This is a genomic window from Thermosphaera sp. (assembly GCA_038827615.1).
GTDB lineage: Archaea > Thermoproteota > Thermoprotei_A > Sulfolobales > Desulfurococcaceae > Thermosphaera.
Map to the genome: position 1 here is coordinate 1 of JAWBNK010000004.1, position 12,914 is coordinate 12,914.

Sequence of the window (12,914 nt, forward strand, 5' to 3'; positions counted from 1 at the left end):
TTTTCCTCTATTTAAGTCTTTCCCCTGCCTCCTCTGTGGGCCCGGGTCCATGGGGTTGATGAGGGGTTGATCACCCGGGTCCGCGCCGCGGACCCGGGGGTTTTCCCGGGGCTCCCCGGGATTTTGCCTCACGGGGTTCTCCCTGATTGTTGCAGGGGTTTGAACACTGTTGTGATCCATGTTCAATTGCGATCACTTTTTATCGCGTCGTGGAAAAACGGTTTTCCCGGGGAAACGAGGGAAGTCTTTGATCACGGTGTTTCTTTCACTGGATTTTGCCGTTTTCTAGTAGGATCTTTTCTCGATAGTTTTCAATACTTCATTCTCGAGCTTCAGCTTGTGCATGGCGTTTACGGCGGGGATTCGCGATCAGTCTTGGAGGTGTTTGAAACGGTTTCAACAACCTCAATCCGTTGTCGAAGATGGTTGAGACGTATAAGGGGCTTGAGAGGAGCGCTTCAACCATCGACTCCTTAGGGCTGATCCTAAGCTTGGCGGCAGCCCTTGTCAGGAATGCTAGTGCCGCGTCAACCGGGCCGAGGACTTCGAAGACTGTCTCGACGCCCGCGTCCACAATGCGGTCGCTGGAGGCAATCCTGACGAACTCGCTCTCGGAGGCCGGGAGGAACCTGCCGACCCAGCCGCTTAGACCAGCAAAAGCCAGTACGGAGCCACGGCTGGAGGCCTCCTCAAGCAGGCCCAGGGCCTCGCGCAGCCCGCTACACCTAACCCATAGCTCAACGAAATCTCCCGCTCTAATTGCTGGAAAGACCCAGCATGAAGAATCGTAAACTAAACCCTCACTCAGCCTCGCCAAGAGCGAGAACCTCAGCAAAACAAACACCAGTCTAATAAAAAGTCGAAATCCCTAATAACTAGTCCATCAGCCTCCCCGGCGAAGCCCAGCAGTCCGAGCGGGCCTCTCGGTCGAGGGAGATGGTTGAGGATGCCCCAACCCGGCGGCGCTGAAAGACACGAGACGCAACGCTCAACTCTCTTACACTCGACTAGTGTATAGACATACAATCAACGCGGTTGTTAAACTAAGCCGGAACAGCGACGGCAGCGAAAATATATATATTGAATCCATTAACAAATAAATTGGTGGAACCTTGAAGCATGGGCAATCCTATTCGCCCCCCAATAAGCCATTCCATACTCCTCCTACCGAACCATTCGTAGACCTAACCGAAGCCCTGACCGATGACAGCAAGCTCTCGGAAGCAGTCAGAAAATTACTCAGTCTAGATAAAAATAGAGCAGAACCACTTATAGGTGATACGACGGGAACCTCTTTCAGAAAGATACACGAACATGTAACAGCCGTCTTAGATAGGGCTATGGAGATATTATCGACGCCGAGCAAGAGGGATGCTGGTAGAGGTGAAATAGTCGTAGGACTTACCAAGGGGTTAATACTCGTCAAATATCAGCTTTCTAGAAAACAAATCAGCCCCGAACTGGCTAGTATACTGGAAGCTGTCCTGAATAGCTTAATCAACTCCATTGGAAAAGACGAGTCTGCAAAGATGTTTCAAAGGGCTAGGACACTTCTCGACGCTTATGCAGTCTTAATATACCAGTACCATTATAAGAGGTGATCATGAGTGGGAGCTAATTGGAAAACGCTCTCGAGACAACTCGTCGGGCTTGCGATGTTCAACCTATGGTTTGAGACTAAGACCGGGCTACTCATTCAGATGCCGGTTCAGGCTCAAGCCTACAAGATCGGCGGAGCCGACAAGTACCCTATGACGACTAGAAAGAAGTACGGTGATGTTGAGCTCGAGGTCCCCTACGTGCCGGGGAGCAGTGTAAAGGGAAGAGTCAGATCCCTGCTAGAGCTTGCAACCAAGCAGACACTCTACACTACCGATGGGAAGATATGGCAGTACGCGAGAAGCCTCCCAGCCATGAAGAACATTGATGAATTCATGAAAGATGTGCGAGACCGGAACGTGATAAGTGAGCTATTCGGCTGGGCCTCAGCCAACTTCAGACAAGTAGTGGAGAGGTTAAAGAGTGATAAGTCTATGAGTGATGGTGACGCTGAGCAAGAGGTGTACAAGGCCTTCCAGCTCCTCTCGGGCACCAGGCTACTCTTCTCCGACTTCTTTCCCACAAGCGAGTATGTGGAAAAAACCAGAGCTCTCTCGGTGTCAGATTTTCTCGAAGAGAAGCCGGAGAACAGGATAGACAGGGTGACAGCTGCAGCCGATCCCCGAGACGTGGTAAGAGTGAAGCCAGGAGTAGTCTTCGAGGGCACGGTTACAATGCTGTTATTCGATCACGACAAGGATATGGTAGGGTCCTTCCTGAACACCTTCTTATCGGGTCTAGAGTTGCTTGAAGCGACATACCTGGGCGGGAGCGGCTCCAGGGGCTATGGAAGGATAGAGTTCGTTGGTAAAGAAGTCAGAGTATTCAGGGTGAGTCCAGAAGTAAAAGGGTCAAGTGGGTTGATATCCGAGGTGGGTAGCCTCAGTATCAATGGGTTAAAGGACCTGCGCAACAAGTTCGACGATCTGAAGGACAAGATGCAAAGCCTGTATGAGAACCGGTGATTCATTATTGCTGACCAAATCCCTAATCATAGAGTTTAAAACACCTTACCACGTAGGGTGGCGCAGACCGGAGCCCATCATAGACGGCTTCACCGTTCACAGATCCCTACTAGCCCTCAGCAGCATGATAGTGCCCCAGGGCTTGGAGGAGCTAGTTGAGAAACTCAGAGTCTCAGCCATCCTCCCAGCAGTAAGGAAGCAGGGACAGCATGAGCCGTTAATACCTCTCCCCCCTATCCCATCCAAGATGGGAGCGAAGAAAGCAGGGCTTGAATGGGCGACTCTGAGGTCAACATCCACGTTGGCCGGGAAGACAAGCCTTGGAGGGCACGTGATACTGGAAGGGGTTGAGAGAGGAAAGGCTGTCTTCAAGCTCGCTTCAAGCTCAACCACTTTTGAACTATGCGTCGAGAACAGGGTCCTGAAGGAGTGCGACGAGGATATAGAGCCTCTCGCGTCGAGCCCCTTGGAAAGGTTCGAAGCGGTATTCAACAGAGTCGACAGGGTGACGGGCTCCGCCGACTTGTTCAAGGTCAGCGGGTATAGACCTAGGGGCGACATGATGGTGGTGATTCAAAGCGCGAACAGTGACTTGCTCAGAAGGGCAGAGGACCTCCTAAGGCTTCTCGGCGTTGTAGGAGTAGGCGGATTGAGGAGCCGAGGGTTCGGCAAGTTCGTGGTTAAGGGCGAGGCCGGCCTCGATACTAAGCGTTTCGGAGGGGACCCGTGTGCTGTACCAAACGTAATGCTCGGCTCCTACTTACTTGACGACTCGTTAGTCGACTTGAGTAAGAGCTATGTAATAACCAGATTGCTGGCAGGATACTCCGGCCCTACGCAGGATACTCACATCCTGCCCTATCTCAGCATTGCCGGAGCAGGGAGCATCCTGTACTTTAAATCACCCCTTAAGCACCTTGTTAGGAGGGTTGAGACGGCGAGCCACAGCTCCCTCCTAGTCTTCAATCCAGTGGCGATCGGGTGTTGTACTTGAGCGCGAACCAGGCTTTTCAAGACCTCTTCAAAACCACCACTATCACGTTGGAGCCTGTGACACCGATACATGTTTGGAGCGGGCGGAACGCCATAGTCGGCGTCGACGCGCTGATCCAGGAGCAATACTTCATCGTTATCGATCTAGAGGAGTCGATGAAGACTCTGCCCGAGAAGAGTCTCGAGGAGCTCGCGAGCACCTTCGGCAGGAAGGACGAACTGGCTAACCGCTTGCGTCAGCTTTACAAGGAAGGCTTGTTAGTGGCTAAAAAGATACCCGTGAGGACTCCTATCCAAGGATCGCAGACGAACGTCAGATTACTGCATGAAAACCTGGTTCCAGGCAGCGAGTTAAAAGGCTACATCAGGACTGCAGTACTCAAGAAGCTGTTGAAATCCAATCGAGAACCCCACAAAATTATAGGGAAAAGAGTTAACCCATGGAGAAACCCAAAGCACATGGGGATGGACATCGAGGCACAGCTCTTGAGATCGCGGAGGACGAAGAAGCAGGGAGGCTTCATGGACGCCTTAATGATGATCAGCGTCTCGGACCCGCTCAGCATAGAGGGTCTTCAGACGTCAGTGAGAAAATTGACTGTTCTCAAAACATCTAATTTAAAACCAGTGGCTTCCCTATACGCTGTGACTTTCGACCAGGGTGTGCTTAGGTATGAGATGAGCATTCGCTCGTTCAAGCTCCCCGAGACCAGCAATAACATCGAGTTGCCCAAGGAAACGGTTGAGAAGATGAACAGCTTGTCCGAGAAATTTAATTCGAAAGACTGGATCTTCGAGACCTTGAGAGAGATGGGTTGCGAACTGATCGATATAGAACTGGAGAAACTGAAGAAGATGAAAGAACTGAACAGGATGAAAGACCCGTGGTCTCTCGAGAAGTATTTGAAAATACTTGAAGAATTGAAAAAGGAGTTGTGCAGCGAGGGCAATAAAAATCAAGCTGGACACTGTGTTCCAGCGAGAATAGGCTTCATGACCGGGCACGAGTCCAAGACGCTGTTGCCCGAGATAAAGCGCTATCATGATAAGAAGTACGATGCGATCAAGTCCGAAATGGAGAAAAGACTCAGGAGGCCATGGGATTCTCTCACAGTTAAGCTGGTCAATCTTGATAGTGTAAATGAATTAGTAGGGGTTGGGTGGTGCAGGTTATGCCTGGAGTGAATTATGATGCCGCGCTGTACGGGTTGCTCCACGATCTAGGTAAACCCCTGCTCAGGTATCTTATGAGGGCTAGAGAAGGCCTTGAGAGGTTCGACCAGGAGATTGTCGAGCTCTTGGGGGAGGCTAAGAACCACGATGAGGCCCGTGAGATTGTTTTCAAGAACCTCCTCGGGGTCGACCCGGAGCACTACAGGGATTACGAGAATGTTATTTCAAGGGCCGACGAGATGGCTGCCATGGAGAGAGGGCTGGAGGATGCTTGCCCGGAGCTTGTCAAAGCGTGGGGTCCGGTGGAATCAGAACTAAGTAGCAATCTAGGGGTCGTCTACAAGCACCACATGGTCCCTCTGCTCTCCCCCCTATGGGTGCTATTGCCCACAGGGTACGAGAGATCCCTGGGACCCTGCGCCACGTCCTCGTTCAGAGCCGAGGATGCTTGGAGGGGTTTAGGCGACACGATGAAGCGGCTCGTAGACTCGCTGAAAAAGTGCGACTCCGAGGAAGTCTCAAGAGAACTAATCACCATCCTGGGGGATTTGAAGTCGAAGCCGGTGTGGTATCCTCCCCAAGTTCTGAGTAGTGAAGTGCTCTCACATATTACGTCGTACGACTATGAAGGGGCTTTGAAGCGGACGTCATACTACTCGATAGCTAAGTACACATTGGATTCGCTGAGGAAGCTTATGGGTGTATACGACTTCGAAAAGGCTTCGAAAGGATTGATTAACACAATGCTAGAGGTTCTAAAATACTCGCTTCTGCTGACTCCCTCAGCAGTGTACTTATCACTGATTCCCGACATCAGCCTCTACTCGCACTCGAAAATGGTCTCGGCGTACGCGGCGGCGCTCTCCACGGGTGCAGACAAGCTTAGGCTGATTCTTCTCGATGCTAGAGGCATTCAAGACTTCATAGCCGCCCCGGTCAAGGCCAAGGCATCATCCAGGGTGATAAGAGGACGTAGCCTGCTGGCCGAGCTAGTGTCAACCTCCCTGGCGAACTACTTGCTGGAGATGTGTGAGGGTCTGCCCAACGCTAACGTTCTCACGTCCGAGGGTGGGTCCCTCATGCTCATCGTGCCTCATAAATGCCTCGAGGATGAGGGAAGACGGGTTCTGGAGGACGTGATCAGGAGGACATACGAGAGGCTGAAGGGCTTATGGTTCACCATAGCCAGCTCTAGACCGTTCAGTCCAGTAAGCACAAGTTACGTAGCGGCTCTATCGAGCAGCGGAGATGGGGCAGGATTCCCTGGGGTTCTTAAAAGCCTCGAGGAAGACCTGGCCATAAGGAAGAGCATGGATAACTCCAGGATGATCTTCAACGTCGGTGAGAGTGAAGTCGCAGGCTTTGACGCGATAACGCAGGAGCCGGTTTTCAAGGCTGAGCTAGGAGAGGGGCGATACGGGCTCAGGGTTGATCAAGGGAGCTACGATTACGCTGGCCGGATATCCGGCTTCAAGCTCGAGCAGGGAGAGATGGTGAGCGAGGCAACTCACCTCTCCCTCGTGGCGGGCACATGTAACCGTAACATGATATCATTGATATCAGTCTACGTCTACGGGCTTGATGATTCTCAGGGCGCGTTGAAACCCCGTGAAGAATTGATTGTAAAGCTGGTTGAGAGCGTCGCGAGGAAGCTCGGAGGGCATCGACTACTTCACGAACTATCGGAGAAAATAGGGGACTCGGAATACAAAGTACTCGTTGGACTGGTACCATTGCCGACGCTTGGCTCACTCCACATCCTAGTGTCCACGAAGGACGTTGTGGATAAGGACATTGTCGAGGTCTTCGGCGGATTAGCTGGGAAGATATTATCGATCATCCGCGGCGGTTTAAGCACCATTGCCGAGGCCGAGAACCGTCTGAGAATCAGCGTGGACGTCCGGATCATTAATACCGGTTCGGAATTCATCGAGTCCTTGTCCTCCGAGGGTCTCCGACAGTCCCTTAAAGAACTGAAAGACCTGAACGTCGATGTCAGCCTAGGCGTTTTCTACACTGGGACGTACCACCCGGTGACCAGTAGGCTAGAACCCGGTAGTCAGAGGCCGGTGATGGCTCTGGCGGATCTGGACGAGTATCCCCTAGTAGGGATGGCTAAGATCGATGGGGATGAGCTGGGCGAGGTTAAAAAGCTCCTCAGCTTCTCACCCTCTAGGCTCATCTCCTTCTCAGACCTGCTCACTGTCCTGTTCAACGTTAAGACCCACCTAGTCAGCCTCAAATACGCAGAGAGTCTGGGAACGGTTGGCAGGGGGCCCATCATGCTTTACGCCGGCGGAGACGACGTAGCGTTCTACGGTCACTGGCTCGACGTGATAAAATTCCTCTACCACTTGTACGATTCAGCGGTTAGGGCAGTGTATCCACTATCGTTCTCATCCTCCGTGGTGGTGGAGGCGGGTGATTATCCAATACTGGAGCTCTATGACAGAGTTGTCAGAGTGTTGCGGAGTGTTAAATCCGAGGGGCGTGGAGGCGTGGTCATAGAGCCTTTCGCCAGCCCCAGAGTGTTGGAGTGTAGCGATGCTTGCAAGCTGGTTAGGGTTATGAGCCCGCGGAGAGAACAGGCGGGGTGGCCCCAGCCCCTGACGGCTTTAGCTACTCTCGAAGGAGTGTATTCTGTGCTTAAACTAATTGAGAAATCAAGCCTCAGCGATTACAAGAGAGACCTTCAGATGCTGTCCACCATCGCCGCGCTGGACGATGACGAGCTGAGAGCACTGTGCTCGGGGGACGGGGGAAGTGGTGGATTGTACCGATTGGTAAGGCGCGAGACGATGTACTCCTACATTTCTGCTATGCGTGAGGATGCTTTGCGAGAGCTCGGTGCACTACTTGGAAAAGAGGTTGATCAGGCCGTAAATCTCCACCACGTCCCCGGCGAAGACGTAAGGAAGTGCCTCATGAGGATTGTTGAGGCAAAAGCTTTGATCGACCTATTGCTCACCTCCATCAGGCTAGGGCAGGAGCGGTCGAGGGGAGTCGCTAACACGGGGGAGGGGCTGGAGGGGTCGGCAAGCCCTTGAGGGTTTCGATCCACCCTTGGGGGGATCCGAGGAACTGGCGGTTTGTCGAATACTGTAGTGAAGAATTGTGTGTGAAGGGTTTTTCACCCCTGTCCCTCATAGCCTCTTCCCCCAGCGCTCGACCCGATCTAGTCATAATATTCGTATTGGACACTCTGTACGATAAGAATTGTGATCCCGGTCTAAAGTATGACTCAATGGTCGATGCCGTGCGCAGGGAGGCGTTCAAGTATCTATGCTTTAAGGATTCGCTGGACGTCAGGATTGAAGTGTTGCCCGGAATCATGAAGAAGAGGGCTCGTGGGATAGAGGCAGAGTTCCGAGCAGCCCCGGACGACGCTAGGCTGGAAGCCCTCTACTACACCTATAAGCACGTCACTGAGAAGCTGAAACAAGCGGATGATTCGCGCCGGCTCGAGATCCTGCTCGACACTACGCATGGCGTGAACTACTTCACAATATTGGTTCGTGAAGCAGTTTTCGAGGCGGCTTCGATGCTCGCAGCACATGGAAGGGAGGTCGCTATTAAAGTGCTCAACACTGATCCTTTCTCTTCTAGTGAACTCCCAAGAAGGTCGGCCGAGGACCCTTGTAGGCCTGAGCCGGAAGGACCGGTTATGAGGGTTGAACACAACCTCCTCCAGCGGGCTGAGATACCTCCATGGGAGATCACGAAGTACCTAAGGTATTCTAAGAACTCGGTGAAAAAGCTGCTGACGGATACTCGCTCGTGCTGCATTGTTGAGAAGGATTTTGAGGAGCTTAAGCAGTCTCTATTGAGGATTGTGGCACTGTACAGGGTTGGCGCCCTGGTGGAGCTGTTGAGTATTCCGGGAGGATGGTTGCGCAGGGCTGATGTGTTTCTAGATCTGGCTGACAGGGCGTTGGAGTGCTGGAGGAGGAAGGCGAGAGTAGAGTCCAACGGCAGTGTCTGCCGGACCTCGTTCTCTAAGCTTCAAGATGGTTTCCGACTGCTCATGCATGCGCACGCGATAATGCTCGGAGCTGGGAGGGTTTCAGTCCGCGAGCATCCACCTGTAACTCTTGAAGAAGTAAAGAGGGCGAGAAGGGAGTTGTTCAGGGGTTCAGAGGTGATAAGCGTGCTGGTGGATAAGGAGATCGGAGAGCTGGAGAGGCTGAGGAAGAGGGGCGACATCCCCTGCTACTGGACGGTTTACGCAAGGGTCAGGGGTGAGGAGGAGGAACCCTTGTGCACGGGCACTCCCGGTAGTCAAGACATCGATAGAATCAAGAGGAACTTCACTGCACACGCAGGCTTCCTCAAGGAGCTACTAGAGGTAAGAGCCCAGAGCTACGTTGAACTCAGAGTGAGGCCGGAGTGCTGGAGCATCATTGAGAAAGTGGTGGATAAGATCGGAGAAGACTTAATGAAAGCCTGAAAGCCCATCGATATCCAAAGCAATGATCACATACTCCGTGCAAACCACTAGATCGACACTGACTTTATCCAACGACTTTTAAGACAATACAATCCACAGTCTAGCCCTAGCAAAACTCTTCACTCTACCTCCGCCACCTCCACACCGCTCACAATCCAAAGCTAGACCAATCGACCACTTGCTCAACACAACCTATCTTTCAATTTTTCTCTATTGTTTCACAATAGTCACAAATAGACTAGGACTAATGATAATACAAGCTTTCAATTTTTCTCTATTGTTTCTTAACATACAACGTTAAGGACTTGGGTGTCAGGTTTGCAACTTTCAATTTTTCTCTATTGTTTCTCGACAGTTCATGAACATATGTGTCTTTTATTTTATATGTGAACTTTCAATTTTTCTCTATTGTTTCCTTCTCAACGCTCGAGGGGCTGAACGTGAAACACCACTTGCTCTTTCAATTTTTCTCTATTGTTTCGCGAGATATATCAAAGATGAAAACATGACAGCGTTTCTCACTTTCAATTTTTCTCTATTGTTTCACTTTACGTTTAACACTTATTTTAAAACCGCTGTTTTTTTCTTTCAATTTTTCTCTATTGTTTCGGGGTTAAACATAGTTGATCTAGTGTTAGGGCAGGGCAATACTTTCAATTTTTCTCTATTGTTTCTTATAATAATTAATTATTGAGAGGGCTTCTGAACCAAGACTTTCAATTTTTCTCTATTGTTTCACGAGTAACAAGTTTTTGCCTAGAGACGACGCTCTACTACTTTCAATTTTTCTCTATTGTTTCTCTACAGGCTTCTCGTGGACATGGGCTATCTTAGGTATCTTTCAATTTTTCTCTATTGTTTCCTTCTGCTCATGCTCAACGCGTTGCTTGAAAAAACTAACTATCGCTTTCAATTTTTCTCTATTGTTTCAATGAAACCTCGAGGTTTTACATGAGAGACGATGAAATGATCTTTCAATTTTTCTCTATTGTTTCTCTTTCTATTGTTACACAATTGACGGTAAGCATTAAATATCTTTCAATTTTTCTCTATTGTTTCTTGAATTTAGCATTATGCTTTCTCGCTACATGCGACAGGTCTTTCAATTTTTCTCTATTGTTTCACGATCTCGCGGCTGACTCGGCCGCTGCTATTCTTCATGTATCCTTTCAATTTTTCTCTATTGTTTCTGGACTATCTCACTTCAAAATCCGCTTGTACCAGTTCTCTTTCAATTTTTCTCTATTGTTTCAAGGACGTAGGAGTAAGCGGTAGTAAGCCTGCATTGGAGCGCTTTCAATTTTTCTCTATTGTTTCGCTGAACGCCTTAAGCCCGTTTAACGACTCAGTTGTTGAACCTTTCAATTTTTCTCTATTGTTTCACAGAAGCGACTATGTCTATGTCGGCGAGGATCAGATATTCGCTTTCAATTTTTCTCTATTGTTTCATGAAACTGGACTTTCCACGGCTCATCAAGCCGAGAAACGCTTTCAATTTTTCTCTATTGTTTCTGGATTCACAAGCCACACATCTTCAAGCCGCTATTCGCTTTCAATTTTTCTCTATTGTTTCGTTATCGATGTCTGTTTTCAAGTCGTACACGACTATAATGGTCTTTCAATTTTTCTCTATTGTTTCATATGGAATCAGGGAACAAAATAGAAAACAAAATAGAAGTCTTTCAATTTTTCTCTATTGTTTCACTTAATGAGCGATCAGAGGATACAGGCGTCGATAAGGCGTTCTTTCAATTTTTCTCTATTGTTTCCCTACATCGGACCCTATGCTTGAGACCGCGTTAGTCGTCTTTCAATTTTTCTCTATTGTTTCGCTGAGGTTTAGCATCTTTGAGATCTTTGCGAGTGTTTGACTTTCAATTTTTCTCTATTGTTTCTCTAATGCCCGCAATAATATAGTCGTTGTCGTGGTAGTCAAAGCTTTCAATTTTTCTCTATTGTTTCATATGAAAAAGATCGTGTCTCAATATTGGAAACTATTAAGCTTTCAATTTTTCTCTATTGTTTCGATTTTGACAAATGATAATAGATCTGAGCTAGTTTACTTTCAATTTTTCTCTATTGTTTCCATGCTTGTCTTCTCGGTTAATACTGATGGTCCAAAGCTTAGCCTTTCAATTTTTCTCTATTGTTTCGCGTTTTTTTGGAAAAACTCAATTCAATGAAAGAAACTGCTCTTTCAATTTTTCTCTATTGTTTCGGGAAAGAGAGAGAGTGAGAGCTATTTTTGGCAGCTCCTGACTTTCAATTTTTCTCTATTGTTTCGAGTCCTCGAGGAGGGGGCTGAAGGGTAGGTTAGTCGACAACTTTCAATTTTTCTCTATTGTTTCGCGAATACGCTAAGAGCACTGGGCTGTCGGGGCTGAGGACTTTCAATTTTTCTCTATTGTTTCTGACCACTGCATTAACGCTTAAGCAAGTTGATAGGGAGAACTTTCAATTTTTCTCTATTGTTTCCTACTGTCGATATACCTCTTTATAAGCCCACTGGAATTTGTTGCTTTCAATTTTTCTCTATTGTTTCCTGACCTTGCAAGTATAGCTACCACTACTAGAAGTACAGCTAACTTTCAATTTTTCTCTATTGTTTCTCAGGAAGAAAGACCTCCTCGAGGGATGCTCAACAAAAATGCTTTCAATTTTTCTCTATTGTTTCTATCAGTATAATAATCAGTATTATGTCGTCGTATTCTACAGCTTTCAATTTTTCTCTATTGTTTCGCGGCCCTTGGCGAACGCTGCCTTGACTTCGGCTGCTATATTCTCCTTTCAATTTTTCTCTATTGTTTCATCGCCCGCGGCCGCGTGCGCTAAAAGTGATGTGAGCATGCCACTTTCAATTTTTCTCTATTGTTTCCCCTACGATCTTCATATCGACCATGCTAGTGCGTGTATTAACTTTCAATTTTTCTCTATTGTTTCTCGAGAGAAACGGTTTTACTGAGGCGGGCGTTGAAGATGTGCTTTCAATTTTTCTCTATTGTTTCATGGTCTCATTGGACGTGGTGTAAGCGTTAGCAACATATTCGCTTTCAATTTTTCTCTATTGTTTCAACTGTCTGGACGGTGACTGCAGGATAATAGTAGAGAAATATCTTTCAATTTTTCTCTATTGTTTCATATCGCTCATTTACCTCACCAAATATTTTATTTTATTAAAAACTTTCAATTTTTCTCTATTGTTTCAGGTAACTAGGAATTTTTCAAAAGTATTGATGAACTCGCTTTACTTTCAATTTTTCTCTATTGTTTCAGGTAACTAGGAATTTTTCAAAAGTATTGATGAACTCGCTTTACTTTCAATTTTTCTCTATTGTTTCTATAGGTGTGACGAGGACTGGGATGAGCAGGCCCAAATGAGCTTTCAATTTTTCTCTATTGTTTCACACGTACTACAGCTACACAGAGTATTTCCTTGCGAGCGAAGTCTTTCAATTTTTCTCTATTGTTTCCGTTTGCCCCCTCGCCTACCAGGACGATTGCCTTGTGAAACTTTCAATTTTTCTCTATTGTTTCGCTCAACGCCAAGCCAGGCTCAGCGGTCAGCGAGGCCTTGCTTTCAATTTTTCTCTATTGTTTCTGTTTTTGGTTCTTGATTTGTTTATTTTGTTTTCCTCTATTTAAGTCTTTCCCCTGCCTCCTCTGTGGGCCCGGGTCCATGGGGTTGATGAGGGGTTGATCACCCGGGTCCGCGGCGCGGACCCGGGGGTTTTCCCGGG

8 protein-coding genes and 1 CRISPR repeat array are annotated in these 12,914 nt (G+C 48.2%); of the genes, 6 read left to right on the forward strand and 2 right to left on the reverse strand.

Features of this window, described 5'->3' with window-relative positions; all coding sequences use genetic code 11:
• Together QXH45_07240 and QXH45_07245 are read right to left on the reverse strand one after the other, a co-directional pair.
• A partial coding sequence (locus tag QXH45_07240) for a hypothetical protein (GenBank protein ID MEM2079034.1) occupies positions 1-186 on the reverse strand: 186 nt, incomplete at its 3' end.
• Positions 187-319: 133 nt separating this feature from the next.
• Entirely contained in the window at positions 320-835 is a 516-nt protein-coding gene (locus QXH45_07245) for a hypothetical protein (protein MEM2079035.1), read from the reverse strand.
• Between the two features lie 277 nt (positions 836-1,112).
• On the opposite strand from QXH45_07245, the gene QXH45_07250 reads away from it, so the two are divergent.
• The 6 genes from QXH45_07250 to QXH45_07275 are packed head-to-tail and all read left to right on the forward strand — an operon-like array spanning position 1,113 to position 9,177.
• The gene (locus tag QXH45_07250; GenBank protein MEM2079036.1) at positions 1,113-1,601 is read left to right on the forward strand and encodes a hypothetical protein; all 489 of its coding nucleotides are present in this window, start codon (positions 1,113-1,115) and stop codon (positions 1,599-1,601) included.
• 6 nt (positions 1,602-1,607) lie between these two features.
• Positions 1,608-2,564 (forward strand): type III-A CRISPR-associated RAMP protein Csm3, encoded by a 957-nt coding sequence (gene csm3, locus QXH45_07255; GenBank protein MEM2079037.1) that lies wholly within the window; start codon positions 1,608-1,610, stop codon positions 2,562-2,564.
• Positions 2,565-2,571: 7 nt separating this feature from the next.
• On the forward strand, positions 2,572-3,558 hold the full coding sequence (locus QXH45_07260; GenBank protein MEM2079038.1) for a hypothetical protein: 987 nt from the start codon (positions 2,572-2,574) through the stop codon (positions 3,556-3,558).
• The gene (gene csm5 / locus QXH45_07265) at positions 3,555-4,742 is read left to right on the forward strand and encodes a type III-A CRISPR-associated RAMP protein Csm5 (protein ID MEM2079039.1); all 1,188 of its coding nucleotides are present in this window, start codon (positions 3,555-3,557) and stop codon (positions 4,740-4,742) included. Before QXH45_07260 ends, csm5 begins: the two co-directional genes overlap by 4 nt.
• Complete coding sequence (locus QXH45_07270; GenBank protein MEM2079040.1) at positions 4,730-7,777, forward strand: hypothetical protein; 3,048 nt, start codon at positions 4,730-4,732, stop codon at positions 7,775-7,777. Before csm5 ends, QXH45_07270 begins: the two co-directional genes overlap by 13 nt.
• Positions 7,774-9,177, forward strand: a complete 1,404-nt coding sequence (locus QXH45_07275) for a TM1812 family CRISPR-associated protein (GenBank protein MEM2079041.1) — start codon at positions 7,774-7,776, stop codon at positions 9,175-9,177. Before QXH45_07270 ends, QXH45_07275 begins: the two co-directional genes overlap by 4 nt.
• Before the next feature lie 196 nt (positions 9,178-9,373).
• Positions 9,374-12,775: direct repeats of the CRISPR family, unit length 24 nt; unit sequence CTTTCAATTTTTCTCTATTGTTTC.
• The last annotated feature ends 139 nt before the right edge of the window (positions 12,776-12,914 follow it).

What these genes read in the sequence shown, in the direction of transcription:
- QXH45_07270 (MEM2079040.1), top strand. Translation starts at nt 4,730, where the DNA reads ATGCCTGGAGTGAATTATGATGCCGCGCTGTACGGGTTGCTCCACGAT.